Source organism: Parabacteroides sp. KHUB-01 (genome assembly GCF_056640935.1).
Genome location: NZ_CM153256.1, coordinates 480,912 through 507,164 on the forward strand (window position 1 = coordinate 480,912; position 26,253 = coordinate 507,164).

Here is a 26,253-nt window from a genome sequence, read left to right on the forward strand (position 1 = left end):
ATATAAAGTCACTTGACCCACTATTATAAAAATCACCTGACCCACCTTTATAACCGAAACTGACCCACTTAGATTATAATAAAAATTGACCCTATAGAATTACCACATTTCAGTCTTGTTTTTGTACTTTAAAAAGCATTTTAACCCGGTATCATTAACCGAATAAAAATTTTAAAGAATGAAAATAAGAATCAAGCACATACTGCGGTGCTACCAGTCAGGAATGAGTATCCGTAGTATCAGTTCTTCTCTTCTGATTTCACGTAATACAGTAAACGGTATATCCGAATATACGAGGATATGGGTATAGAGCTGGAACGCCTGTTGAAAATGGACGAGCATCATCTGCATGAACTTTTCGGTACGGAGACTGACAACGAATCAACAGGATCTGCAGAGTATAAGTATCTTCAAGAACATATACCTGAGTACATTAAACGACTTAAATCCCGTGGAACAACAAGAAGGTCCTTGTATGAGGAGTATCTGAGAAACCGTCCCCAAGGTTACAGTTATTGTTCATTCTGCCTGTATCTCAGACGTGAAAGGGAGGTAAAAATACCGGTTGGACGCATAGATCATATAGCTGGTGATCAGATGTATGTGGATTTTGCCGGTGACAAACTTTATATTTCAGACAGGAATACGGGTGATAAGGTTCCCGTAGAAGTCTTTGCTGCGATACTTCCATGCAGTCAGATTACTTATTACGAGGCTGTACCATCGCAAAAGAAAGAATATCTTATCCAGGCATGTGAAAATGCTTTCCATTATTTTGGAGGTGTACCAAATGCCATAGTTCCCGACAACCTCAAATCTGCCGTAACAAGGCCCGGTGGAATAGAGCCTGTAATAAATGATGACTTTGCGGCATTTGCAGACCATTATGGTTGTGTTGTCTTTCCGGCAAGAGTGCGCAAACCCAAAGACAAGGCTTTGGTTGAAAATGCTGTAAGACTGCTTTACAGGGAGGTATATTCAAAGATGACAGGATTGAAATTCAATGATATTGAAGCCTTGAACATAGAAATAATGAAACATACTGACGCATTGAACAGCCGAAAGATGTACAACCGCAGCTACAGCCGTAGGGAGCGTTTCCTCGAGGTCGAGAAAGACAGGCTACATATATTGCCGGCAACAAGATTTATATCAAAAAACCGGAAAACGGCAACTGTCATGAAAAACAGTTATGTATCGCTTAACAATCACTATTACAGTGTTCCTAAAGAGTATATAGGCGATGCTGTAGAATTACTGTATGATGGGGACACAGTGAAGATATATCATAAATTCAGACACATAACGACACATCGCAGGGATGATACACCTTTCACTTATTCAGAAAAACCTTCCCATAAACTTCCCGGAGTACTACATGAATACAGAATCAGAATGGATGATATATACCGCAAGGCACGTGAAATAGACCCGGTAGTGGAAGAGTATATAAAGTTGGTGGCTGTTGCCAAAAAATATCCTGTTCAGGCTATACGTTCAGCTGATGGTATATTATGTCTTGTGGAATGTTTCGGACACGACAGAGTGGTTCTTGCATGCCAGATAGCAATGGAATCCTGCATGTTCGGGTTCAACGAACTTGAAAGCCTTCTGGTAAACAGGGAAGATGAAAAGTATCATATACAAATGGAGGGGCTTGCTCCTGAACTTACCCCTAAACACAGAAATCTCAGAGGTAAGGATTATTTTAACTCTAAAAATATGGATAAAAATGACAAGTAATAATAAAACAAACAGAACTGTCGGAAAAAATATGGACAGAATAATGGAGTTACTCTCCAAATTACGTTTTTACGGTATGCTTGAAACATACAGGAATGACTGCAGGACAACATCCTCTGATGGTATGACAAACGATGAGTTCCTGAAATGGCTTCTTGAAAGCGAGTATGATTACAGACGCAATGTAAGCATTGAGCGACTGATAAGATCTGCAAACTTCAGATATAAGGCATATATGGAAAAAATAGACTATACAATAAAACGGAACCTTGACCGGAACCAGCTCGAGAGACTTGCTTCTCTTGATTTTATAAGAGACGGACAGAATATTTTTATCACAGGAAGCTCCGGAACAGGTAAAAGCTATATAGCTTCAGCAATAGGATATGAAGCATGCAAAAATGGAGTCAGAACTTTATACTCCAATGCGTCAAAGCTTATGGGACAGCTTAAAATGGCCAAAAACAAGGGAACTATAGAATCTGAGATGAAAAAAATTGAAAAGTGTTCACTGCTTATTTTAGACGATCTCTTTCTTATAGGACTGGATGCCAGGGAAAGGTCAATACTTATGGAAATAATAGAAGACAGACACGGAATAAAATCAATCATAATAACATCACAACTTCCAGTTGAAAGCTGGTATGATGCAATTGGAGATCCTACTTTAGCTGATGCAATCCTGGACAGAATTGTACATACGGCACACAAAATTGAACTAACGGGAGATTCTGTAAGAAAGATTAATGCTAAAAAGAAGTAGTATCTGCTATAAAGAATTATAATTGAAACTGACCCGGGTTAAAATGCATTTTTCTCTACTTAATTCTAATATTTTTTTGATGGGTCAATTTAGAGTATAATAGTGGGTCAAGTGACTTTATATTTTCCACTGTACCATTCTCGAATTTGTGGATGGTTGTAAGTCCAATACCGGATTGCTCAGAAACATCTTTCTGAGTAAGATTGCAACGAATTCTATATTCCTTAAATCTGTTGCCTAATAGCCTTACAAGCTCAGGCGTGGAGTATTCATAGAAATCTACCATATAAGCCGAATTTATATATCATTATAATGATAGTTATATGTATTTTCGAGTATTAATCTTCACTATTATGAAGATTATAAACACAAAACTATGTAATTTCTGAGAATAAAACTAATTTTTATTAGAAAACTTATTGTCAAATCATAGTGATTGATTGTAAATCCTATATTTTATACTTGTTCTATTTTCATATCCTACCGCTTGCTACATCCACCTTAAATAGTTTTACAACACCCTCCCCAAAAAGTACCTAAAGTGATGCATCAGAGATATAGCTCACATTCTTTCCGCACGGTACATGCCTTCTTTAGCATCATGTTTACGACAGCAAGGAGCAATCCGTTCACCTTTCTTGCATGATGTGGACATACAGTAACGCATCGCATGCACGAGATACAGACTTTCTTGTTTACTTTTGCCGGATTATTCTTGTCGATGGCTCCTACCGGGCATCTTAAAGCACAGAGACCGCATTGGGTACATGCATTTGTGACTTTAGGCACGATACCTACATTGGCAATTTTCCGGTAAGGTCTGTTGCCCGGTATTGCTGGAGTGGAAAAGTCATTTGTCTTCAATTTCTCACTTATCTTCTCTGCAAACTCTTTCAATATTCCGTAATCATCCTTATCAGGTCTGTTTGTGGCATATTTATGAGCTATTGAATGTTCAGCAATTGCAACAACAGCTCCTATAACAGAAAATCCCGCCTGCTGAACAATGTCCTGAAGTTCCACCAATGTATCCTCATAGGCTCGATTGCCATACACGCAAACCAAAATTGCTTTTGCTCCATTGCCCTGAATCTTTGCAATGCGCTCCGCGGCTGTGGAAGGCACGCGCCCGCTATATGATGGAACAGCAACTATAGCCGTATCTTCATTTGCCAAAGAGAATCTATGAAAATCCTCATTCGCGTTTGACAAATCGATACATCTAATTTCCTGACTCAATTCGGCAGCCAGAAAGTCGGCAACTTTCTTTGTTCCACCTGTCGGACTGAAAACTATTTCATAAATGTTCATATCTTTTATCTCCTCTATCTATGATTTTTATTCTGTTTTACTCAGCATACCAGGAAGTAATATATTCAGTCTTTAACGGGACTAATCTTTTTACGGTCACACATAATATCATCCATATTATCAATAGACCATTGGAGTAGTGAATCAAGGATTGGCTTCAATGATTTTGCTCTTTCAGTAAGAGCGTATTCCACTCTCGGTGGTATCTCTGAGAATATTGTTCTTGTCACATATCCGTCCTCTTCCAGTGTACGGAGTGTCATTGTCAGCATTTTCTGTGATATATCCGGCATTTGCTGTTTCAGCTCCATAAAACGCATGCTTTCCTTATCTGACCTGTCAAGGATATATATGACGAGTAATGCCCATTTGTCACATAATCTTGCCAATATGTTCCTTACAGGACAACCTGGGAACATGGCATCTTGTACTGTTGATCTTTTCATGGACTATCTATATCTAATGAATTCCAGTGCACAAAGATAATAATATACTTTATTTACCAAGTATATTTTTTATACTAAAGCAGAAAGCACGTGATTCAAAATGGACACTAACCCCAGCTTTAATGCATTAAAACAAGAAATTCTCACCCCTACATATATATATAATGAATTATTTACTAATTTAGCACAATGAAGGCCGTGAAAACGGTTTGAGACAAATAAAGTTTGGATGAGAAAAATTGATTCTGTTGGCTTGCCCCAGCTCTATTACTGATTCTTGTCAAATTTTAACAATGATAATTTATGTATTATGAAATTTAATCGTCGAGAATTTTTAAAGACAGGAAGTATGGCCGTACTTACATCTCTTGCTGCTCCTTCATTCCTGAGCAGTTGCACAAGTGGTAACGCTGTTGACAAAGCACAAGGAGTGGCTTTTGCCTTGAATCACTTCAAGGTGAGTGAAGAAGATCTTAATAAAGTTTTGGCTGCGGCTTTGGAAAAGGGTGGAGATTATGCTGATCTTTTCTTTGAACATACGCATTACAACAACATAGGGTTGCAGGACGGAGAGGTTAACTCTGCTGCTTCAAACATCGACTTTGGTATGGGTGTGCGTGTTCTTGCAGGCGACCAGACTGGTTATGCCTATGTTGAGAACATCACTCTGGATGAGATGATCAAAGCGGCACGCACTGCTGCCAGAATTGCAAACTCTTCAAACAAATTCCAGCCGGCTAATATCACTGAAATAAAGCCGGAACACAATTACTATAATATTTCAAAGGATTGGGATTTGCTGTCTGTCCAGGACAAGATGCCTTATTTGCAGAAGCTGAACGACCGTATTTTTGAACTTGACAAGAGAGTTCATAAGGTTAGAGCTTTCCTTGGTGATTCAACTTCTCATATTTTGTTCTGCAACAGCGAAGGACAGATGTATTATGATTATCGTCCGATGTGTTCTCTTTCTGCCGTATGTATTATGGAAGACAACGGACAGGTTGAAAATTCATATGCTGCAAGAGCGTTCCGTATGGGCGCAGAATTCCTTAATGATGAGCTGATTGAGGAATTGGCTAATGAGGCTGTGAATAAAACATCTATCCTGTTCCAGGCTATCAAGCCTAAAGGTGGTGAAATGCCGGTGGTTATGGGTGCCGGTGGTTCCGGTATCTTGCTTCACGAAGCTATCGGACATGCTTTTGAGGCTGATTTCAACCGTAAAAATGTATCTATTTTCTCAGACTTGCTTAACAAGAAAGTTTGTGACGAGCATATCAATGTGGTGGACGATGGTACTATTCCTTTCAACCGCGGTTCTGTGAACATCGATGACGAAGGTATCGAAGGACAAAAGACTTATATCGTGAAAGAAGGTATTCTGACAAGTTATCTTCACGACAGAATCAGTGCGAAGCATTATGGAATCCGCTCAACAGGTAACGGACGCCGTGAAAACTTCAGACAGATGCCTATTCCTCGTATGCGTGCTACTTATATGGAAGCAGGCAACGTTACTGAAGAGGAAATGATTTCAACTGTGAAGAAAGGTATCTATGCTGCAAACTTCACAAACGGACAGGTTCAGATTGGTGCCGGCGACTTTACATTCTTCGTAAAAGACGGTTATCTGATTGAGAACGGAAAGCTGACTCAGCCTATCAAAGATATCAATATCATTGGTAACGGTCCGAAGGCTCTTGCCGACATTACTATGGTTGGAAACAACTATAAAATGGACAACGGAACATGGACTTGCGGAAAGGATGGCCAGTCTTGTCCTGTAACTTGTGGTATGCCATCTGCTTTAGTAAGTAAATTAACTGTAGGAGGAGAAAATTGATTATGATTACAAATGAAAATAAAAAGCTGGCTCAATGGGCTATGGAGTTTGCTCTGAAAAATGGTTGCCAGGCTTCACGAGTAACAATATATAATGGTTCAAGCAGTACGTTTGAGATTCGCGATATGAAGATTGACCGTCTTCACCAGGCTTCTGAAAACAGTTTTATAATTCAGATTTATGTTGACGGAAGATTCGGTTCTTATTCCACTAACAGACTTGACAAAAAAGAACTTGAGAAATTTATCAAAGACGGCATAGCTGCTACACGCTTCCTTGCTGAAGACAAGGCAAGAACTTTGCCGGACGCTGAACGCTATTACAAAGGAGGCGGCGAGGATTTGCAGCTTTTCGACTCTAATTTCGACAATATCCAGCCGGACGAAAAGGTGGATTTGGCAATGAAGGCGTGCGACGAAATTATGGGCAAGGATGACAGAATTATTTCTGCGTCTTCTTCGTTCAGCGATGGTAAGGAATTCAAATACATGGTTTCAAGCAATGGCTTTGAAGGCGAAGCTTCTTCTTCTTCGTTCAGCACTTTTGCCAGCGTAAGCATCAAGGGCGAAGGTGAAGCGCGTCCGGAATCATACTGGTATGACTTCTCTTTGTTCTATGACACTCTGAAGAAAGAAGGTATCGGACAGAAGGCCCTTGAAAGGGTTTTGCGCAAGTTGGGACAGAAAAAGGCTGGTTCCGGCAAATATACTATGGTTGTTGACAACATGAATTCTGCAAGATTGCTTTCTCCGGTAATTGAAGCTATTGATGGCGGAAGTATCCAGCAGAAGAATTCATTCCTTCTTGACAAACTGAACCAGAAAGTGTTTGGCGACAAAATGACGATTATTGACGAACCGCATTTGAAGAAGAGTGCCGGTGCAAGATATTTCGACAATGAAGGTGTTGCTACCAAACGCCAGCCAATTTTTGAGAATGGTGTGCTAAAGACATACTTCATCGATACTTATCGTGCCAACAAGATGAATGTTGCGCCAACTATCTCCTCTCCTTCTATTATGGCTATGAATCTGGGAGATAAAGATGTTGAAGGTTTGATTTCTGATGTAAACAAGGGTATATTCGTTACTGGTTTCAATGGTGGAAACTGCAACAGTTCAACAGGCGACTTCTCTTATGGTATTGAAGGTTTCCTTATCGAAAACGGAAAGCTTACTAAACCTGTTTCCGAAATGAATGTAACTGGAAATATGGTTACACTGTGGAGCAATCTTGCTGCTATCGGTAACGACCCAAGAACTTCGTCAAGCTGGAGAATTCCTTCTTTGGCGTTTGAGGGTGTGGATTTTAGCGGATTGTAAGTATAGGGGACGAGTTGACGAGTTAACAAGGGGATAAGGCTATAGGGGAACAAGTATTAACTACTTGACTTCTTAACTACTTGACTACTTGACTCCTTCCCCCTTGTCAACTCGTCTCTGAATCCTCGTCGACTTCAATAACAACTTTAACAAAAACAATTATGAAACGAAAGATATTGTCACTGATGGTGGCAGCCTGCTCTCCTTTCATGTTCGTAAATGAATCTGATGCCTGCACAGGTATTTCTCTATCTGCAAAAGATGGGAGTTACATTTATGCACGAACTATTGAATGGGGCGGCAGCGAGCTGAACAGCCAGTATGTAATTGTTCCAAGAGGTTATGAACATCAGGCGTTTACCATTAAAGGTCAGGGTATGACGTTCAAATCCAAGTATGGATATGTAGGTCTGTCGGTAGAACAGAAAGAATTTGTAGCTGAAGGAATCAATGAAGTCGGGCTGTCTGCCGGTCTTTTCTATTTCCCTAACTACGGAGAATATGAAGCTTTTGATGAAGCGAAACGCTCAAGCAGTATTTCCGACCTTCAGCTGGTTTCGTGGATTTTGGCAAATTGTTCAACAATCGAAGAGGTTAAGGAAAAGATAAAAGACATTCATGTTGTGGCAATAGACCCGAGAGCTTCTACTGTTCACTGGAGAATTGCCGAGCCGACCGGGAAACAGGTTGTGCTGGAAATTGTTGACGGGAAATTGAATTTCTATGACAACAAAGTTGGTGTTATAACAAATTCTCCTGGTTTTGAATGGCATGTAGCCAATCTGAACAATTATGTGAATCTTTATCCGGGTTCTGCACAAAGCCAGAATATCGGTGAAGAAAAGATTTCCCAGTTCGGAGCCGGAAGCGGCTTTTTGGGAATGCCGGGAGACGTAACTCCTCCTTCTCGTTTCGTAAGAGCTGCTTTCTATAAGGCTTCGGCTCCACAAAAGCAAACGGCTTATGAAACAATTGAGCAGTCATTCCAGATATTGAACAACTTTGACATTCCTATCGGAATAGAGTTTTTGAGCTCTCAAACTCCGACAGATATTCCAAGTGCTACGCAATGGACATCGGTTACGGATACTAAAAACAAGAAGATTTATTTCCGTACGATGTATAACAGCACTATAAGATGTATTGATTTGAATAAAATAGATTTTAATTCTGTGGGATATAAATTTGTTCCTATGGATAAGGATAAAAAACAACCTGTTGAGGAGATTTGTGTAACCAATATTTAAACTTATCAGAATTATGAAACGTCGAGATTTCCTTAAATCAAGTGTTATTGCAGGCGCTGCCCTTTCCTTAAACTTTGAAGGTTTGCAGGCTGCTTTGACATCAAATAGTATCGCAGTAGAAAAAGCGCCTGATATGGTTGCCGTTATGGGTGGAGAACCGGAAGTTATGCTTGATAAGGCATTGCAGGAATTGGGCGGAATTGGAAAGTTCGTTAAAAAAGGACAGAAAGTAGTTATCAAACCAAATATCGGTTGGGACAGAACTCCGGAGATGGCAGGAAATACAAATCCTAAACTTGTGAAGGCTTTGGTTAAGAAATGTCTTGATGCCGGAGCGGAAAAAGTTACTGTGTTTGACCACACTTGTGACAACTGGCAAAAGTGTTACGAAACCAGCGGTATAGAAAAGGCTGTGAAAGAAGCCGGTGGTATCATTATGCCCGGAAATGACGAAAAATATTACAAGGAAGTTTCTATTCCTGGCGGAGTTAAACTGAAAAGCGCAAAAATCCACGAAGCTCTTATCGAAGCTGATGTATGGATCAATGTTCCTGTGCTGAAGAATCATGGCGGAGCGAAACTTACTTGCGCAATGAAGAACTATATGGGTATCGTTTGGGACCGCCGTTTCTTCCATCAGAATGATTTGCAGCAGTGTATTGCCGATATCTGCACATGGCAGAAAAAGCCGGTGCTGAACATTGTTGATGCTTACAGAATTATGCATCAGAACGGCCCGCAGGGAAAGAGCCTTGCCGACGTTGCTACTTTGAAATCTTTGATTGCTTCTCCTAATATTGTTGCTGTTGACACTGCTGCTTTGTCATTGTTCAACCAGGTGAAGAAACTTGATATGGCAGCTGTTGGTCATATCAAAAACGGAGAATCTCTGAAATTAGGAACAACAGACTTGAAGTCTCTGAACATTAAACGAATCAAGTTATAATTTCTGACAATGAAGAAACTTAATATACTTAAAGGAGCGAGAATTGTTCTCGCTCTGGTTTTCTTCTTGCCTATAATATTGTTTTTCGTTGATTTTGCGGACGTCCTTCCGGATAAGACACATACATTTCTGCATTTGCAGCTGATGCCTGCCTTGCTGGGTGGCTTTGCGGGTGTGGTGATTGCTGAATTGCTGCTGACATTCGTATTCGGACGAATATATTGTTCCGCTATTTGCCCTGCGGGAGTTTTGCAGGACATTATCAACCGTATATATTGTATCGGCAAGAAAAAGAAGAATGGCTCTCACCGTTTTTCTTACAAGAAACCATATAATATTCTGAGATATTCACTTCTTGTTCTGACTGCGATAAGCGTATTGGCTGGAGTTCTGAATATCTATCTTCTGCTGGATCCATACAGTAATTTCGGCAGAATTGTGACTAATATTTTCAGACCAATTATTATATGGGGAAACAATGGCATTGCCAGCATATTGATGTCGATGGATAATTACAGTCTGTATCAGGCAAGTGTAACTACGGTTACGACGGCAGGTCTGATAAGTGGAGTTGTTGCTCTTGCTTTGTTTGTAGTTATGGTGGTTTTCCACGGACGACTGTTCTGTAATTCCATTTGTCCGGTCGGTGCTTTGTTGAGTATTTTGTCACGCTATTCGCTTTTCCGTATAACTATTGATAAAGAATCGTGCGTTCATTGCGGGAATTGCGAGCGAGTTTGCAAAGCAGAAGCTATAAACAGTAAAGATATGACTATTGACACATCAAGGTGTGTCGATTGTTTCAACTGCGTTTCTTCATGCGCGAAAGGAAGTTTGAAATACAAACTGAAACCAGCTTTTGCCAAAGAAACTGCTCAGGATGCTACGGGCGAAACACAGACAAATAATTCTGCAAGCCGAAGCAGACGTTCTTTCATCGCTTCGACTGTAACTGTTGCTTCTACCCTTCCGATTGCTTCAGCTCTTGCTGAAAAAGTTGGCGGAAAAGGCGGTCATCATAAGAAGAGAAGAAAGAAATGGGGACCGATAACTCCTCCGGGCTCTCTTAATATAGAGCGCTTCAAGGATTTGTGTACGGGTTGCCATCTGTGCGTTACTCAGTGCCCGAGCCAGGTGCTCAGACCTGCGGGATTGGAATATGGATTTGACTATCTGCTGAAACCGCATGTTTCATATATTGACAGTTACTGTAATTATGAATGTACGGTCTGCTCTGATGTTTGCCCATCTCACGCAATAAAGCCTATTACAAAAGAAGAGAAGGCAACGACTCAGGTAGGTATTGCTCATTTCTTTATAAACAGATGTATTGTAAATACTGAGAATACGGATTGCGGAGCTTGTTCGGAACATTGCCCTACTCAAGCTGTTAAGATGGTGCCTTTCAAAGGCACGCTTACTATTCCGGAAGTGAATCCGGATTTGTGTATCGGCTGCGGCGGTTGCGAATCTATTTGTCCGGTAAGACCTATGAGAGCTATTATTATCAAGGCTAATGCCGAGCATAAGAAAGTTGAGAAACCGAAAGTTGAGGAAATCAAGGAGGTTGAGGTTACGGACTTTGGGTTCTGATGTGAATAGTATATATCATCCACTATAATATGAGCTCTGAAGTGGCGACACCATTGGATATTAGTGTCGCTCCTTCAGAGCTCATTTTTTTCAATTGCCACGATGGGCTAATATTGTTATATGAACAAATTCAAATTGGCTTCTTCTGCCCTTTCCAAATATGTGGCAACTCCGCCAATATTTACATTGTCCATCAATTCTTCCTTCTTGACACCCATAACATCCATACTCATTGAGCAGGCAATCATTTCGATGCCGTTTTCTACTGCCTGATTTATCATTGATTCAAGACTGTCAATTTTCTTGCGCTTCATTATTCCACGCATCATCTTGTCGCCAATGCCAAACATGCTCATTTTGGATAATGACAGGCTGCGGCTGTCTGATGGAAGCATCCAACCGAACATCTTTCCGAAAATATCCTTTTCAACGGCAGGTTTCTGCTGTTTCTTGACAACATTCAAGCCCCAGAATGTAAAGAACATTGTTACTTTCTTGCCAGTTGCCGCTGCTCCGTTTGCAATAACAAATGATGCCAAGGCTTTGTCCAAATCATCGCTGAAAACGATAATTGTTTTATTGTCCTGCTGTGCAACCGGTGAGCACTGCGGATTATTGTTTTTGGCAGCTTTCTTTATGTTGGCACATATTACACCGTTTTTATTCTGCAATGAAAGCAATTCCGCACCAGTCATTTTGCACCACGATGCAACGTCTTTTCCAAAGGCTGAGTCTGTCGCTTTTATTGTTAGCGTCTCACCGTCCTGCAGCAATCCGAAATTCTTTTTAAGCTGCATAATTGGTCCGGGGCACATCAATCCGCATGCGTCAACTGAAACTACAGGATTTGAGGAAGAAGATATGCTTCCGTCGTCGTTCATACTTTCAGTCGGGCATTCACATGAGATTTGAGGTTTCTTGACGGGCGAAGTTGCAGCACTCCATGTCTTGTAGCCACCGGATAGATTCTTCACATTCTTGTAGCCGTTCTGAGTGAGAATTCTATAAGCCAGATAACCACGCAGACCGACTGCACAAGTTACGACAATTTCCTTGTCCTTAGGAATTTCACTCAGATGCTCGCGGAGTTCGTCAACCGGGATATTTATGAATCCAGGTATTGAGCCAAGCGAATATTCATCTTTTGTTCTTACATCAATCTTTATTGTTTCGTCCGGCAGATTGGCAATATCTCGCCAAGAAATAATATTTACTCTTCCGTTAAGAATATTATCGGCAACGAAGCCAGCCATATTTACAGGGTCTTTTGCTGAAGAATATGGAGGAGCGTATGCGTGTTCCAGCTCGGTCAAATCATAGATTGTTCCTTTTCTCTGAATTACTTGAGCCAGCATTTCTATTCTCTTGTCAACTCCGTCGAAACCTACGACCTGAGCGCCTAGAAGTCTGCCATTCTCCGGAGAAAACAGAATCTTTATGGAAAGACCGACTGCTCCTGGATAATATCCGGCATGCGAACTGCCATGAGTGTATGAAGATATGTAAGGAATAGATTCTCTCTTGAGCAACTTGGCGTTGGCTCCGGCAGCAGCTACTGTCAATGAGAATATCTTGGCAATTGATGTTCCGATGGAACCATCGTAAGTATATTTGTTTCCATAAACGATATTGTCTGCAACTATTCTGCCTTGCTTGTTTGCCGGTCCGGCAAGAGGAATCAGTGCAGGTGCGCCAGTCACAGCATTCTTTACTTCTGTGGCATCACCAAGAGCATAGATATCATTGGAAGAAGTCTGCATATATTCATTTACAGCAATTCCACCCGTTTTGCCAATTTCCAATCCGGCTTCTTTTGCCAATTTGACTTCCGGTCTTACTCCTATGCTTAAGATAACCAAATCGGCTTCTATTTCGTCTCCGCTTTTAAGACGTACGGCAACTTTGCCATTGACATCAGTAAATCCGGTCACACCATTTTCCAAATGCAGGAAAACTCCATTTTCCGACAAATGATGGTGAACAATGGAAGCCATGGAATAGTCCAGCGGAGCCATTACCTGATTTCCCATCTCAACGACATGAACTTCTGTTCCAAGTTCTCTCAGATTCTCTGCCATCTCAAGACCGATGAATCCGCCGCCAACAACTACAGCTCTGCTTATTTTTCGGCCTTCAACGAACTGTTTTATTGCATCCGTATCAGGAACGTTTCTCAATGTCATGATATTCGGATGGTTGATACCTTCGATGCCCGGACGTAAAGGTTCGGCTCCCGGAGACAGAACAAGTTTGTCATAATTCTCAGTATAAACTTCACCGTTACTCAAACGGCGGACTGTCACTGTGTGATTGTCTTTATCTACTGATATTACTTCCTGTTCTGTCCTTATATCGATTCTGAAGCGCTTCACGAAACCTTCAACTGTTTGGACAAATAATTTATTTCGTTCTTTGATAACGTCACCGATATAATATGGCAAACCGCAATTTGCATATGATACATATTTGCCACGTTCAAACATAATAATATCAGCTTTTTCGTCATTTCTGCGCAATCGCGCTGCAACTGTTGCTCCTCCGGCAACTCCTCCTACAACTATGTATTTCATAGAATATAATTATATATTTATCATTAATAATATTTGCTAGTGGAAAATATTTAACTATTAAAAAAAGGCATCAGCCTTTTTTAATACAATCAGAAAGAGATTTGAATAGTTCTTCAAAGCCCAGCTCCTTGTTCTGCATTTGGCGGATCTTTTCCCTTCCTTCATCAGTCAGGACAAAAAGCATCTGTCTCTTGTCAACAGGATTAAGAAGTCTTTGAATATAAGACTTATTCTCAACTGATGTTATTACTTTTGAAACACGTGAATTTGACAAACCAATATATTCACATATTGCGCCCGCAGTTTTTGAGCCTCCTTCTTTCAGACTGCAAAGCACCATTGCTTCATTAATTGTTATATCATTTTCCTCAGAAAATGCTTTCTCAAATTGATATAATACTTTATAAATATCTTTTATAGAGCAAATCGGTTCCATCTTTATTTCATTTTTCACTGCAAATATACAATATTTTTATACATACAAAATAATTTCTAGTAGAAAATATTTCTATGTACGGCAAACTTGCTTTACTGCAATATTATTTCCCCATTAAACATATTCATTAACCGACCCATTTATATTCCATAAATATTTAAAAAATAAACTATATTGATAAAACAGAACATTTTTAGAGCCAAAATACCCATTACATAAATATTATTTATAATATTGAATTTTCCCAGTACAAATAAAAAGTTTAATTTTGCACTTCAATATTATTCCAAAAACGAAGAAACGGAAAGAAGAACTATATTCATGGTCAAATTTAAATTTTCCTACAATTATTGGCTGGTTGCCTTTTTACTACTTTTCACCAGCTCCATTGCATTTGGACAGAACACTACTTCTGCATCCGGTATTGTAAAAGACTCAATAACCGGAGAACCTTTGTCATACGTATCTATTCTTTTCAAGAATACTACTATTGGTGCAATGACTGACGATAATGGTAATTTTTCACTGAAAAATACACAAGGAGCTCGTCAGCTTATAGTTTCATCATTGGGATACAATGAGAAAATAGTGAATTTGAAACCTAATCAGGATAATAAAAACCTGGTGATTCTGATAGCACCAACAAGTTTCGAAATTGCTGAAGTTATTGTAAAACCGAAGAAGGAAAAATATAGCAGAAAAGATAACCCGGCTGTAGAGCTGATAAAGAAAGTTATCGAACATAAAGAAGATAACAGAATTGAATCAAAAGACGAATATCAGGTTGAACAATATGAGAAACTCAGTCTCTCACTGGACAATTTCAGTCCGAACCTAGACAAAAATAAATTTACCAGAAAATTCAATTTCATAAAGAATTATCTTGACACATCTGAATTCAACGGAAAGCCAATTCTTACATTGTCGGTCCGCGAAACTCTTTCTGACAAATATTACCGTAAAAAGCCTAAAGCTGAAAAGATTATTACCAAAGCTAAACGTCAGCAAGGTGTTGATAAGACTTTGGATGAAGGCGGAATAAGTTCAAACCTGGAAGAAATATTTCAGGGTATAAATATCTTTGACAATAATATTAATATCTTGCTTAACCGATTTGTAAGTCCTTTGTCTTCAACTTTGGCTACAACGTATTATAAGTATTATATTATGGATACTGTAGATGTTGCAGGAGACAAATGTGTTGACTTGGCATTCGTTCCTGTTAACAGTGAAAGTTATGGATTTACTGGTAGATTGTATATTATGCTTGACGGAAGTTATGCAATAAAGAAATTTACCTTGAACACTCCGGCTGATATTAACCTTAACTTTGTTGACAAACTGAGAATAGACCAGCAGTTCAAACAATTGGAAGACAGCACATGGGTTCTTGACAAGGAGAATACATATATTAATTTCTATATAATAAAAGGAACACAGGAATTCTATGCTCACCACTTGCGTAACTATGACAAATATAAATTTGAAGTAGCAAATCAGGATTCTATTTTCGGATTACTTGGCCGTACACATATTGCGGATAATGCGACTGCATTGCCTGACAGTTTTTGGGTAAGTCATCGTCATATACCGCTGAAAGAAAAAGAAAGTGCTTTGGATGAGTTGCTTGCACAGATGAGAAAAGTTCCGGTGTTCAATGTAATTATCAAAACAGCAGAAATTCTTATTTCCGGATATATTCCTACAGGAAAAGACAGAACTACAAGTAAATTTGACTTCGGTCCTATGAATACTACATTCAGTGCGAATGAACTTGAAGGTTTCAGAATGCGTGTCGGTGGTATGACAACTGCAAATCTTAACCCTTACTGGTTTGCCAGCGGATATGTGGCATATGGTGTAAATGACAGAAAGTTCAAATATAATGTGAAGTTGACAAAGAGTTTCAACAAAAAGGAATATCATGAAGGTGAAGTTCCGCGAAACAATTTGTCATTGATTCAGGAATATGATGTCTATACTCCTGGTCAGGACTTCCTTTTCACCAGCAAGGATAATATGTTCGTTGCAATTAAAGTCGGTACACCGGTAACTCGTATGCAGTATATCAGAAAGACGATGTTGCAATATGAAAAAGAATGGCTTAATGGTTTAAGCATACTTGGTTGGGTGAGAAATGAAAATAATGAAGCTGCCGGAACATTAAGCTACGACAGAATTAATGAAGACAAAACACTCACTCACATCAAGGACTTTACAACAACAGAAATTGGTGCAAGATTGAGATTTGCTCCTGGAGAAAGAGCATATAACGGCAGAGCGGGTAAAGAGTCTGTATTTAATCTGTCTCAAGATGCTCCTATATTCAAACTGTCGCATCAAGTTGGTGTTAACGGTGTTCTGGGTGGCGACTATTATTACAACCATACTGAATTCAGTGCGGAAAAGAGAATTTGGCTTTCTTCATTCGGACATATCGACGCGAAAGTGAAAGCAGGAAAAGTTTGGGATAAAGCTCCTTTCCCACTCCTGATTCTGCCTAACACAAACCAGTCTTTGACTATCCAGCCTGAAGCATTCAATATGATGAATGCGATGGAATTCGTTACGGATGAATATGTATCATGGTATTTGACATATTATCTGAAAGGATGGATTCTGAACCGTATTCCGGTTATCAAATGGCTGAAGCTTCGCGAAGTTGTGTCGTTCAGCGGTGTGTATGGAAATTTGACTGATAAGAATAATCCAACAATCACTCCTGGCTTGTTCCAGCTTCCTGACGGAACGATGCCTATCGGAAATGTTCCGTATATGGAATGCAGTGTTGGTTTGGAAAATATCTTCAAGATTTTACGAATTGATTATTATCGCCGACTTACTTATTTGGATAATCCAAACATAAAGAAAGGCGGTGTGAGAATTGCCCTTCGATTCTCATTCTAAAATCATGTTGATAAACTAAATGTTAATAATAAGGATGAACAATAATGATATACAACGCACACCAAATGCATGGGCTTTGACTCCTTTGGTTGTTTTTCTGGTTTCATATGTCGTTGTATCGTGCATTGCCGGTGATTTCTATAAAATGCCAATCACCGTTGCTTTCCTTCTTTCCTCAGTCATAGCAATTGCTATGTCGAAAGGTGGAGTTTTAAGCAATCGTATCGAGCAGTTTTGCAGAGGAGCAGCCAATACAAACATCATGTTGATGGTGCTTATATTTATATTAGCCGGAGCTTTTGCCCAGACTGCAAAAAATATGGGAGCGGTTGATGCTACTGTAAATTTGGCAATGTCATTATTACCGGGTAATCTGCTTGCTGCCGGAATATTTATTGCTGCCTGCTTTATCTCAATATCAGTGGGAACATCGGTAGGAACAATAGTTGCACTGACGCCAGTTGCCATTGGTATAGCAGAAAAGACAGGAATGCCGGATGCATTGATGCTTGGTGTTGTTGTCAGCGGTGCTATGTTTGGAGATAATCTCTCTTTTATTTCTGATACCACAATTGTTGCAACCAGAACTCAAGGTTGTCAAATGTCTGATAAATTCAAAGTCAATATCAGAATAGCAATGCCGATTGCCATTATAACCGGAATAATATTTATTCTGAAAGGAAATTCTGCTGTAGAAGCATATGCTGTTGAACAAATTGAATGGACTAAGGTTATTCCATATATTGTTGTTCTGGTGTCTGCCATTTGCGGAATGAATGTTATGAGAGTATTGTTTGTCGGAATATTGCTTTCCGGCTTAACAGGATTGCTCACCGGAACATTTTCACTATGGGACTGGACCGGAGCCATGGGAAAAGGGATAACAGATATGGGCGAGCTGATTATCGTCACCCTTCTTGCCGGAGGTTTATTGGAAATGATTCGATTCAATGGCGGTATTGACTGGATAATTTGTAAATTAACAGCGCATATAAAATCTCAGCGAGGCGCGGAATTCAGTATTGCATCTTTGGTCAGCTTTGCCAACTTATGTACGGCAAATAACACAATTGCACTGATTATGTCCGGACCGATAGCCAAAGATATTGCAGATAAGTTTAACGTGGACTCCCGAAGGAGTGCAAGTATATTGGATATATTCTCATGCTTTGTTCAGGGCATAATTCCTTATGGAGCGCAGTTGCTGATGGCGTCAGGGCTTGGAAAAGTTTCTCCGATTGAGATTATGCAATATTTGTATTATCCGTACTTGCTCGGTGCAGGAGCCTTGCTTGCGATTATATTCAGATATCCTAAAAAATACACCTAAATAAAAACATTCGATATATGACAACGATTGGTACACCAAAATCATCCACAGCAACTAAAGTGGTGCTTTGTGGATCTGGAGAATTAGGTAAAGAGTTCGTAATTGAGTTACAGCGTTATGGTGTGGAAGTTATTGCATTGGATAAATATCCGGATGCTCCTGCCATGCAGGTGGCTCACCGCTCTTATACACTTTCAATGCTTGATGGAAAAGCCTTGCGTGAAATAATAGAAAAAGAAAAGCCTGACTACATTGTTCCGGAAGTTGAAGCAATCGCAACACAAACTTTACTGGAACTAGAAAAGGAAGGATATAATGTGATTCCAACTGCTAAAGCTACATGGTTGACTATGAACCGCGAAGGCATTCGTCGCCTTGCTGCTGAGGAACTTGGTTTGCCAACTTCCCCATATCGTTTCGCTGAAACAAAAGAAGAATTTGAAGAAGCTGTAAAAGTAATCGGTATGCCTTGCGTGGTTAAGCCAATTATGAGCTCAAGCGGACACGGACAGAGCGTAATCAGAAAAGCTGAAGATATTGAGCCGGCATGGCACTATGCTCAGGAAGGCGGCAGAGCCGGTGCTGGTAAAATGATTGTTGAAGGATTTATTGATTTCGACTATGAAATAACTCAGCTTACAGTGAGACATATTGGCGGAACATCTTTCCTTGAACCAGTTGGTCATGTTCAGAAAAACGGTGACTATCGTGAATCATGGCAGCCGCAAGTAATGTCAGAAAAAGCTAAAGCTAAAGCTCAGGAAATAGCACGCAAAATTACTGATGCTCTCGGTGGTAGAGGTATTTTCGGTGTAGAGTTGTTTGTAAAAGGTGACGATGTTATATTCAACGAGGTTTCTCCTCGCCCACACGACACAGGAATGGTGACAATGATTACTCAGGATTTGTCTCAGTTTGCTTTGCACGCTCGTGCTGTCCTAGGTTTGCCTATTCCAAATATCAGATTCCACGGACCGGGTGCTTCCAGAGCAATCGTTGTTGAAGGCGACAGCGACCATTTGTCATTGGGAAACTTGGACAAAGTGCTTGAACAGCCGGACACACAGATGAGATTCTTCGGAAAACCTGAAGTTCACGGACATCGCAGAATGGGTGTTCTTTTGGCAAGAGGAAATGATGTTGAAGAAGCAAGAAAGAAGACTGGCATTATGCTCGATAATCTGAAAGTAAACTTGTAAAATTCACTATATATAAAATGAAAATAGCGGTATGAAATATAATAATTCATATCGCTATTTTTTATGTGAAAACACATCCGAACCTAGAGTAAATTAGGGCCGTATATATTTCAAAATATATATAGAAGTACGACAAATTGGGGCCGTATATATTTTAGAATACATCCGTATATATTTGAGGAATAATTTAACCGAAGTTTCCAGGATTCATTTACCTAGCAGAAGTTCTGTTGCTGTTCAGCAAATCTCTGGCATTAGCCAATGATGCTTCAGTTAATTGCGAGCCGCTCAACATTCTGGCAACTTCGTTAATTCTTTCCTCTTCCGAAAGTTCACGGATATTAGTTACAGTACGTTCATCAATATCTTTCTTATAGACATAATAGTGCGACCTTCCTTTTGCTGCAATCTGCGGCAAGTGAGTTATGGTGAGAACCTGCATTTTAGTTCCGAGTTCCTGCATGATATTTCCCATCTTGTCGGCAATATCACCGGAAACACCAGTGTCAACTTCATCAAAAATGATAGCAGGCATGGCTGTGAATCCGGCAATCATAGCTTTCAGACACAACATAAGCCTTGATATTTCACCACCGGATGCAGTTTGCGACACCGGCTGCAAATCTCCGCTCTTATTGGCAGAAAACATAAAGCACACATCGTCTATTCCGTCGTTATCAGGCTCTTCCTTATGAGCAATATCCACACGGAAACGGATATTTGGCATTCCAAGAGGCGTCACCATTTGTACAAGCTGTTCAGACATTGCTTCTGAAGCCACCTTTCGTTGTCCGCTGAGCACATAAGCCTGCTGAAGCAATTCCTTATACGAAGCTTCAACTTGCTGCGAAAGTTGCTCAATCTGCTCATCAAATGAATCTATTTCCTGAAGCTGCTTTTCATAATTTTCCTGGATTGAAAGAAGTTCGGGAACAGACTGTACATGATGTTTCTGCTGCAAAGAATAAATTGTATTCAGTCTGTCATTAACCCATTCCAGGCGCTCGTGGCTGAATTCGATATCGTCTTTCTTCGACTCTGCATCGGAAGACAAATCACTCAAATCGATATATGCCGAGCGCAATCTCTCTGATATTTCTTTTGCCTGAGGGAAATATCTTTCCAGAGAATCGGCAGCAGAGAATGCATCTTTTATTAATTGGATTGCTCCAAATTCCTCTCCATCAAGAAGCTGGGTAATCTTATATAATGTGCCTTTTATTTCTTCGGCATGAGTCAGAGTTTCCTGTTCCTGCTCGAGTTCCTCCTGCTCTCCTTCCTGCAAGCGCGCATCCAGAAGTTGCTCAAGTTGGAAACGGACATAATCTTCTTCTTGCTTTGTTTGCTCGGCACGCTGTTTCAGTTCCTTCAAATCACGTTTCAGAGACTGATATCTGGAATATTCCTTTCTGTAAAGAATAAGGAGAATCTCGTTCTCAGCCATCACATCAACAACTTTCATCTGAAAATGATTGTTGCCGAGAAGCAAATTCTGATGTTGTGAATGAATATCTATCAGTTTGCTTCCCAATTTCTTCATTATATTAAGAGAAACCGGTGAATCGTTTACAAAAGCACGTGATTTGCCCGACGCATAAAGCTCACGTCTGAGAATACAGGATTTATCATCATATTCCAGATCGTTGGCAAGGAAAAAAGGTTCCAATCTGTATTGTGTAATATCAAAGACAGCTTCGATAACGCATTTTTCAGAACCGTTCTTTATGCTCTTTCCATCCGCTCTCTGACCAAGCACAAGAGACAAAGCTCCGAGAATAATTGATTTTCCGGCTCCGGTTTCACCAGTTATCACAGAAAAGCCTTTATCAAAGTGGATATCAAGATTGTCAATAAGAACAAAATTCTTTATAAACAGCGATTTGAGCATAATATTTATTTTTTAAGTGCTTCCAATCTTTTGGTCTGGGTTGGGAAAATATTAGAAAGAAGTTTCAATGCCGACTGTTTTTCCTGGCTTGTCGCTTTGGAATAAATGCTCATGAGTTCATCAAGTTTTGTATCTGCATAAACCTGAAGAATCACGGAAGTTGGTCTTGTTTTGTAAACTTCTTCCAACAATGGTAAAGTCTCGATAATTGTTGTGCGTCCTCTATCAGGATTGGCAGCCATTTCATCCAATCCTTTGCGGTGATATGTGTACCACATATTCCGGAAATTCTCGGAAGTATTATCGGTCAATGCAGTAATCAAGGCATGCCTGTTCTGATTGCCGTCGAAGGCTTTCCAGCCATTCCATGTTCCCTGCGACTGAGCCATATTGACTATCTGCTGCGCCTGTTCGAAATAAGCCTTTCCGCCAAGAGGCGAAAAGCTGTCGAAATCTAATCCTAATATGATATAGATATAATATACAATAGTTGCTGTAAGATTACTGGTCAAGGATGTGCCAGTGAATTCCAGCTGTTCAAATTCCACGTATTCAAAATCAAACTGAGTGTCGCGGAAATTGAATAAAGTTGTTGTATAAGACGAATTATAAACCGGACGACGTGACTGCACCTGAATTTCTGCAGAAAACGTATTATCGTTCTGCTCATTGACTATGATAGTCATTGAGCAGTCGATACGTTCGTTAACTGCAAATGTTGCGTCAGTCCATTTTCTGTTGTTTACGAATTCTGTCAGTGATGTCTGAAGTGTCGTAAACACAGATTTGTTAGTTCCCTGAATTTTGTCGCTATTAACTGTAATCCTTGCATTCAATTCCTGAGAATTGGCAACAAACGGAACAGCACAGAAAAGCAACGAACAGAACAAATTTCTTATTTTCATAATTCAGAGCACTTATTTATATGTCGTTATACAATCATTTTGCAGCTTTGTCAATAAACTGGACAAGTTTAGTGACAATATCTTCGGCAACTTCGTGTTTGCTTTTAAGCGGATATTCAGAGATTTCACCTTCTTTGGTAAGAATAGAAATTTTATTTGTGTCACATCTGAATCCGGCTCCACTGTCGCGAAGAGAATTAAGAACGATGAAATCAAGATTCTTTCTTTTCAACTTGTCAGCAGCATGCTTTGTTTCATCGCTGGTTTCAAGAGCAAAGCCCACCAATATCTGATTATCCTTCTTTATTTCGCCCAAAGAAGCTGCTATATCTTTATTTGGAACAAGATGAAGAGTCATCTCTCCTTCTTTTTCTCTCTTTATCTTGTCTTCAGCCTGAAATTCCGGACGATAGTCGGCAACAGCAGCACATAATATTGCAGCATCTGCATCCTGAAAAGCATCCATCGCTGCTTCATACATTTCATTTGCAGATTCCACATCAATGCGCGAAATATTCGGATGCTTTGCTTCCAAAGACACAGGTCCGGCTATTAGCTTCACATTTGCACCTTTTTGCGCACAAACTTCAGCAAGGGCAAATCCCATCTTTCCGGATGAATAGTTTCCAATAAAACGGACCGGATCAATCTTTTCGTATGTCGGGCCGGCAGTAATAACAATATTTTTGTTTTTCAACTCAGACGAAGAAGAAAAGAATTTCTCCAATTCTTCGATAATCTTGTCCGGCTCTTCCATTCTTCCCTTTCCGACAAGGTGACTTGCCAATTCTCCTGTTCCCGGTTCAATGATATGATTGCCAAAAGAACGGAGACGGTCCAGATTCTGCTGAGTTGTTGGATGAGCAAACATATCCAAGTCCATTGCCGGAGCGATGAATACTGGAGCTTTACATGACAGATATGTTGTGACAAGCATATTATCGGCAATGCCGTTAGCCATTTTGCCTATCGTAGATGCAGTAGCCGGAGCCACAAGCATTGCATCAGCCCATAAGCCTAAATCTACATGGCTATGCCACGAACCGTCGCGATTGGAAAAGAATTCGCTTATGACAGGATTACTGCTCAACGCCGACAAAGTTATAGGAGTAATGAATTCTTTTCCGGCAGGAGTTATAACAACCTGAACTTCGGCACCTTTCTTCACAAGTCCACGGATAATATAAGCAGCTTTATAGGCAGCAATACTACCGGTAATTCCTAATATTATATGTTTACCTTTCAACATAATTATTTCTTATTAAATCCTCTAAGTTTGATTTCAGTAAGTTTCTGTTTTGTGTTCAGAGAGAAATCACTGTTCATCATCCATGAATAATATCCCGGATCAACAGAAAGAACTTCTTCTACAAGACGTCCTTTGTATTTTCCAAAATTTATCACTTCCTGACCTTTCTCATTATAAATCATTCGACCTGCAAAATCCACGTTGTTGGAAAACGAAGAGAATTTTGACAAGAATGTTACATCATTCTCAAGTTCCGGATATTTGTCAAGCTGTGCTTTCAGAACTTCGTATGTAGCCATTGTGTCTGCAGAAGCTGTGTGTGCATTCTCAAGACTTTTACCACAATAGAATTTGTAAGCGGCAGACAAAGTGCGCTGTTCCATCTTATGGAATATAGTCTGAACGTCGATAAACTTTCTGCGCGAAAGATCTATATTTACTCCGGCTCTCAAGAATTCTTCTGCCAAAAGCGGAATGTCGAATCTGTTGGAGTTGAATCCTGCAAGATCGCATCCTTCGAATTGAGCAGCCAAAGTCTTCGCAACATCCTTAAATAAAGGGCAATCCTTTACATCTTCATCAGTTATTCCATGAATAGCTGTGGATTCCGGCGGGATTGGCATACCGGGATTTATTCTCAATGTTTTAGATTCTTCCTTTCCGTTCGGGAAGACTTTCACATATGAAATCTCAACAATGCGGTCTTTCACTATATTGATGCCGGTTGTTTCCAGATCGAAAAAAATAAGAGGATTTCTAAGATTCAATTGCATAATCACACAATTATTTAAAATCCGCAATCATTTGAATAAACAAACAATTGCGGAACAAATTATATTATCAGTCATTAAGCATCATTGGCATAAGCAACATAAGCAAATCTTCCAGAGGCTCATTTTCTGCCGGAACAATTAATCCCGGACGAGCAGCATCACCAAGTTTCATTATAACTTCTTCTGAACTGATATTGCTCAATATTTCAATCAGATATGTAGCTTTAAATCCGATATTCAAATCTTCACCGTCGAATGAGCATATGATAGTTTCTTCAGCAGCTGTTGAGAAATCAATATCCTGCGCAGAAATCACCATCTTCCCTGATGTAATATTCAGCTTAACCAAGCTGCTTGCCGGATTAGAGAATACAGAAACACGCTTCAGTGCATTCAGGAATGAAAGTCTGTCAATTGTCAGCTTGTTCAACTTATCTTCCTGAGGCATAACACTGTTGTAGTTCGGATAACGTCCTTCAATCAGGCGGCAAACCATTTCGAAGTTATTACAACTGATGTGAGCATTATTGTCGTCAAACTTGATAAGAACGATATCGTTTTCCTTAGCCAAAATATTCTTCAACAAATTGGCTGGTTTCTTAGGCAAAATAAATGCTGCTCTTTCCGGTGATTTGACAGCAAGATTACGAAGGCGCACAAGTTTATGTCCGTCTGAAGACACGAATGTAAGTGCATCCTGCTGTATGTCAAAGTAAATGCCATTCATAACAGGACGCAATTCATCGTCGGCTGTAGCGAACAATGAGCGGCTGATTCCGTTAAGCAACTGTGTTGATTCGATAGTAAGAGAAACAGCATTTTCGCTTAATGGACGTTGTTCCGGATATGCATCACCATTTTCTCCGATAAAATTATACTTACCGTTCTGGAAATGAATGAAGATTTCCAAATTACTATCATTGATATCGAAAGTAAGCGGCTGTTCCGGCAATTCCTTCAAAGGTTCAAGAAGAATCTTTGACGATACAGCAAATGTTCCTTTTCCCTGAACATTCATAACTTCAACAGAAGTAACCATTCGTGTTTCAGCATCCGAAGCAGTGATAGTCAGAATATTTCCATCCAATTCAAAAAGGAAGTTATCCAAAATCGGTAAAGAATTCTTGTTTACAATCACTTTGCTGATAGATTGAAGGCGCGACAGCAACGCTGTACTTGAAACATCAAATCTCATAATTTAAGTTATTTAGTTTTTTAATATTATCTTGTTTTTGGTGTATTGCTCCGGATAATCCGGACAGCCAACACGAATACAAATGTACTAAAAATATACGAATAGTATCTATTCTGCCGACAGTGTTTTAATGCCGGAAAACTTAATCTTTCGGAAAACTGATATAAAAACAAAAAGGCATGCCGAAATCGACATGCCTTTTGTTATAATAAGATGTAACTACAATTATTTTGCGAAATAATCTTTTACAGCTTCGTTTGGAACCATTTCTTCCTGGAAGATGTAAGCACCTGTTTTAGGAGACTTAACCATCTTAATTACTTTTGAGAAAGTACGTCCATCACCTTTTTTAAATGTTGCAACTGCTTTCTTTGCCATTGTTCAAATCTCCTATTATTTAATTTCTTTGTGTAAAGTCATCTTCTTCAAGATTGGGTTGTATTTCATCAATTCCAATCTCTGAGTAGTGTTCTTTCTATTTTTAGTAGTGATATAGCGAGAAGTTCCCGGCATACCGCTTTCTTTGTGTTCGGTGCATTCCAAAATAACCTGAACTCTGTTACCTTTTGCTTTCTTTGCCATCG

At 39.7% G+C, this 26,253-nt stretch carries 22 protein-coding genes and 1 pseudogene; 11 read left to right on the top strand and 12 right to left on the bottom strand.

Annotated elements, in window-relative coordinates:
- The first annotated feature begins 178 nt into the window (after nt 1–178).
- The 3 genes from ACYIAR_RS02360 to istB are packed head-to-tail and all read left to right on the top strand — an operon-like array spanning nt 179 to nt 2,506.
- Complete coding sequence (locus ACYIAR_RS02360; protein WP_480331704.1) at nt 179–310, top strand: hypothetical protein; 132 nt, start codon at nt 179–181, stop codon at nt 308–310.
- Nucleotides 301–1,743, top strand: coding sequence for an IS21 family transposase (gene istA / locus ACYIAR_RS02365; RefSeq protein ID WP_480331766.1), 1,443 nt, complete (start codon nt 301–303; stop codon nt 1,741–1,743). The genes ACYIAR_RS02360 and istA overlap by 10 nt, the downstream gene beginning before the upstream one ends.
- Complete coding sequence (istB, locus tag ACYIAR_RS02370) at nt 1,733–2,506, top strand: IS21-like element helper ATPase IstB (RefSeq protein WP_480331376.1); 774 nt, start codon at nt 1,733–1,735, stop codon at nt 2,504–2,506. The genes istA and istB overlap by 11 nt, the downstream gene beginning before the upstream one ends.
- Before the next feature lie 70 nt (nt 2,507–2,576).
- Here the strand turns inward: istB and ACYIAR_RS02375 are convergent.
- From ACYIAR_RS02375 to ACYIAR_RS02385, 3 genes and pseudogenes are all read right to left on the bottom strand, one after another.
- Nucleotides 2,577–2,792: pseudogene (locus tag ACYIAR_RS02375) on the bottom strand (helix-turn-helix domain-containing protein); the annotation flags it as partial.
- A gap of 263 nt (nt 2,793–3,055) precedes the next feature.
- A complete protein-coding gene (locus tag ACYIAR_RS02380) occupies nt 3,056–3,817 on the bottom strand; it encodes an EFR1 family ferrodoxin (RefSeq protein ID WP_480331868.1) in 762 nt (253 codons plus the stop codon).
- Nucleotides 3,818–3,882: 65 nt separating this feature from the next.
- The gene (locus ACYIAR_RS02385) at nt 3,883–4,263 is read right to left on the bottom strand and encodes a winged helix-turn-helix transcriptional regulator (protein ID WP_480331870.1); all 381 of its coding nucleotides are present in this window, start codon (nt 4,261–4,263) and stop codon (nt 3,883–3,885) included.
- 310 nt (nt 4,264–4,573) lie between these two features.
- Between ACYIAR_RS02385 and ACYIAR_RS02390 the strand changes: the two genes are divergently transcribed.
- The 5 genes from ACYIAR_RS02390 to ACYIAR_RS02410 all read left to right on the top strand — a co-directional run bounded on the left by ACYIAR_RS02390 (nt 4,574) and on the right by ACYIAR_RS02410 (nt 11,217).
- Nucleotides 4,574–6,109, top strand: a complete 1,536-nt coding sequence (locus ACYIAR_RS02390) for a TldD/PmbA family protein (RefSeq protein ID WP_480331872.1) — start codon at nt 4,574–4,576, stop codon at nt 6,107–6,109.
- Nucleotides 6,110–6,111: 2 nt separating this feature from the next.
- Nucleotides 6,112–7,431, top strand: coding sequence for a TldD/PmbA family protein (locus ACYIAR_RS02395; protein WP_480331874.1), 1,320 nt, complete (start codon nt 6,112–6,114; stop codon nt 7,429–7,431).
- A 161-nt stretch (nt 7,432–7,592) separates the two neighbouring features.
- Nucleotides 7,593–8,678: a linear amide C-N hydrolase gene (locus ACYIAR_RS02400; RefSeq protein WP_480331876.1), complete on the top strand. Its 1,086-nt coding sequence runs from the start codon at nt 7,593–7,595 to the stop codon at nt 8,676–8,678.
- A gap of 13 nt (nt 8,679–8,691) precedes the next feature.
- Nucleotides 8,692–9,624 carry a DUF362 domain-containing protein gene (locus ACYIAR_RS02405; RefSeq protein ID WP_480331878.1) on the top strand — a complete coding sequence of 311 codons (933 nt, stop codon included), beginning with the start codon at nt 8,692–8,694 and terminating at the stop codon, nt 9,622–9,624.
- Nucleotides 9,625–9,633: 9 nt separating this feature from the next.
- Nucleotides 9,634–11,217 carry a 4Fe-4S dicluster domain-containing protein gene (locus ACYIAR_RS02410; protein ID WP_480331880.1) on the top strand — a complete coding sequence of 528 codons (1,584 nt, stop codon included), beginning with the start codon at nt 9,634–9,636 and terminating at the stop codon, nt 11,215–11,217.
- Between the two features lie 116 nt (nt 11,218–11,333).
- On the opposite strand, the gene ACYIAR_RS02415 is transcribed toward ACYIAR_RS02410, so the two are convergent.
- Together ACYIAR_RS02415 and ACYIAR_RS02420 are read right to left on the bottom strand one after the other, a co-directional pair.
- The gene (locus tag ACYIAR_RS02415) at nt 11,334–13,787 is read right to left on the bottom strand and encodes an FAD-dependent oxidoreductase (RefSeq protein WP_480331882.1); all 2,454 of its coding nucleotides are present in this window, start codon (nt 13,785–13,787) and stop codon (nt 11,334–11,336) included.
- 70 nt (nt 13,788–13,857) lie between these two features.
- On the bottom strand, nt 13,858–14,223 hold the full coding sequence (locus ACYIAR_RS02420) for a MarR family winged helix-turn-helix transcriptional regulator (RefSeq protein WP_480331884.1): 366 nt from the start codon (nt 14,221–14,223) through the stop codon (nt 13,858–13,860).
- Between the two features lie 321 nt (nt 14,224–14,544).
- On the opposite strand from ACYIAR_RS02420, the gene ACYIAR_RS02425 reads away from it, so the two are divergent.
- From ACYIAR_RS02425 to purT, 3 genes are read left to right on the top strand one after another with little or no spacing between them, the layout of a single operon-like run.
- Entirely contained in the window at nt 14,545–17,130 is a 2,586-nt protein-coding gene (locus ACYIAR_RS02425) for a DUF5686 and carboxypeptidase-like regulatory domain-containing protein (RefSeq protein ID WP_480331886.1), read from the top strand.
- A gap of 34 nt (nt 17,131–17,164) precedes the next feature.
- Nucleotides 17,165–18,460 (top strand): Na+/H+ antiporter NhaC family protein, encoded by a 1,296-nt coding sequence (locus tag ACYIAR_RS02430; RefSeq protein WP_480331888.1) that lies wholly within the window; start codon nt 17,165–17,167, stop codon nt 18,458–18,460.
- 17 nt (nt 18,461–18,477) lie between these two features.
- Nucleotides 18,478–19,659: a formate-dependent phosphoribosylglycinamide formyltransferase gene (purT, locus tag ACYIAR_RS02435; RefSeq protein WP_480331890.1), complete on the top strand. Its 1,182-nt coding sequence runs from the start codon at nt 18,478–18,480 to the stop codon at nt 19,657–19,659.
- Between the two features lie 211 nt (nt 19,660–19,870).
- Here the strand turns inward: purT and recN are convergent, their stop codons facing one another.
- From recN to rpmG, 7 genes are all read right to left on the bottom strand, one after another.
- Nucleotides 19,871–21,547 carry a DNA repair protein RecN gene (gene recN / locus ACYIAR_RS02440; RefSeq protein ID WP_480331892.1) on the bottom strand — a complete coding sequence of 559 codons (1,677 nt, stop codon included), beginning with the start codon at nt 21,545–21,547 and terminating at the stop codon, nt 19,871–19,873.
- A 5-nt stretch (nt 21,548–21,552) separates the two neighbouring features.
- Nucleotides 21,553–22,455 carry a type IX secretion system protein PorD gene (gene porD, locus ACYIAR_RS02445; RefSeq protein ID WP_480333530.1) on the bottom strand — a complete coding sequence of 301 codons (903 nt, stop codon included), beginning with the start codon at nt 22,453–22,455 and terminating at the stop codon, nt 21,553–21,555.
- 31 nt (nt 22,456–22,486) lie between these two features.
- The gene (gene coaBC / locus ACYIAR_RS02450) at nt 22,487–23,701 is read right to left on the bottom strand and encodes a bifunctional phosphopantothenoylcysteine decarboxylase/phosphopantothenate--cysteine ligase CoaBC (protein ID WP_480331894.1); all 1,215 of its coding nucleotides are present in this window, start codon (nt 23,699–23,701) and stop codon (nt 22,487–22,489) included.
- Nucleotides 23,702–23,703: 2 nt separating this feature from the next.
- Entirely contained in the window at nt 23,704–24,474 is a 771-nt protein-coding gene (locus ACYIAR_RS02455) for an exonuclease domain-containing protein (RefSeq protein WP_480331895.1), read from the bottom strand.
- 67 nt (nt 24,475–24,541) lie between these two features.
- Complete coding sequence (dnaN, locus tag ACYIAR_RS02460) at nt 24,542–25,669, bottom strand: DNA polymerase III subunit beta (RefSeq protein ID WP_480331896.1); 1,128 nt, start codon at nt 25,667–25,669, stop codon at nt 24,542–24,544.
- A gap of 225 nt (nt 25,670–25,894) precedes the next feature.
- The gene (locus ACYIAR_RS02465; RefSeq protein ID WP_480331898.1) at nt 25,895–26,047 is read right to left on the bottom strand and encodes a DUF4295 domain-containing protein; all 153 of its coding nucleotides are present in this window, start codon (nt 26,045–26,047) and stop codon (nt 25,895–25,897) included.
- Between the two features lie 15 nt (nt 26,048–26,062).
- Nucleotides 26,063–26,251 carry a 50S ribosomal protein L33 gene (rpmG, locus tag ACYIAR_RS02470; protein ID WP_005642977.1) on the bottom strand — a complete coding sequence of 63 codons (189 nt, stop codon included), beginning with the start codon at nt 26,249–26,251 and terminating at the stop codon, nt 26,063–26,065.
- Between the last annotated feature and the right edge of the window lie 2 nt (nt 26,252–26,253).

Coding starts and splice junctions, on each gene's coding strand:
- ACYIAR_RS02360 (WP_480331704.1), top strand. CDS start 179: ATGAAAATAAGAATCAAGCACATACTGCGGTGCTACCAGTCAGGAATG.
- istA (WP_480331766.1), top strand. CDS start 301: ATGGGTATAGAGCTGGAACGCCTGTTGAAAATGGACGAGCATCATCTG.
- istB (WP_480331376.1), top strand. CDS start 1,733: ATGACAAGTAATAATAAAACAAACAGAACTGTCGGAAAAAATATGGAC.
- ACYIAR_RS02380 (WP_480331868.1), bottom strand. CDS start 3,817: ATGAACATTTATGAAATAGTTTTCAGTCCGACAGGTGGAACAAAGAAA.
- ACYIAR_RS02385 (WP_480331870.1), bottom strand. CDS start 4,263: ATGAAAAGATCAACAGTACAAGATGCCATGTTCCCAGGTTGTCCTGTA.
- ACYIAR_RS02390 (WP_480331872.1), top strand. CDS start 4,574: ATGAAATTTAATCGTCGAGAATTTTTAAAGACAGGAAGTATGGCCGTA.
- ACYIAR_RS02395 (WP_480331874.1), top strand. CDS start 6,112: ATGATTACAAATGAAAATAAAAAGCTGGCTCAATGGGCTATGGAGTTT.
- ACYIAR_RS02400 (WP_480331876.1), top strand. CDS start 7,593: ATGAAACGAAAGATATTGTCACTGATGGTGGCAGCCTGCTCTCCTTTC.
- ACYIAR_RS02405 (WP_480331878.1), top strand. CDS start 8,692: ATGAAACGTCGAGATTTCCTTAAATCAAGTGTTATTGCAGGCGCTGCC.
- ACYIAR_RS02410 (WP_480331880.1), top strand. CDS start 9,634: ATGAAGAAACTTAATATACTTAAAGGAGCGAGAATTGTTCTCGCTCTG.
- ACYIAR_RS02415 (WP_480331882.1), bottom strand. CDS start 13,787: ATGAAATACATAGTTGTAGGAGGAGTTGCCGGAGGAGCAACAGTTGCA.
- ACYIAR_RS02420 (WP_480331884.1), bottom strand. CDS start 14,223: ATGGAACCGATTTGCTCTATAAAAGATATTTATAAAGTATTATATCAA.
- ACYIAR_RS02425 (WP_480331886.1), top strand. CDS start 14,545: ATGGTCAAATTTAAATTTTCCTACAATTATTGGCTGGTTGCCTTTTTA.
- ACYIAR_RS02430 (WP_480331888.1), top strand. CDS start 17,165: ATGAACAATAATGATATACAACGCACACCAAATGCATGGGCTTTGACT.
- purT (WP_480331890.1), top strand. CDS start 18,478: ATGACAACGATTGGTACACCAAAATCATCCACAGCAACTAAAGTGGTG.
- recN (WP_480331892.1), bottom strand. CDS start 21,547: ATGCTCAAATCGCTGTTTATAAAGAATTTTGTTCTTATTGACAATCTT.
- coaBC (WP_480331894.1), bottom strand. CDS start 23,701: ATGTTGAAAGGTAAACATATAATATTAGGAATTACCGGTAGTATTGCT.
- ACYIAR_RS02455 (WP_480331895.1), bottom strand. CDS start 24,474: ATGCAATTGAATCTTAGAAATCCTCTTATTTTTTTCGATCTGGAAACA.
- dnaN (WP_480331896.1), bottom strand. CDS start 25,669: ATGAGATTTGATGTTTCAAGTACAGCGTTGCTGTCGCGCCTTCAATCT.
- ACYIAR_RS02465 (WP_480331898.1), bottom strand. CDS start 26,047: ATGGCAAAGAAAGCAGTTGCAACATTTAAAAAAGGTGATGGACGTACT.
- rpmG (WP_005642977.1), bottom strand. CDS start 26,251: ATGGCAAAGAAAGCAAAAGGTAACAGAGTTCAGGTTATTTTGGAATGC.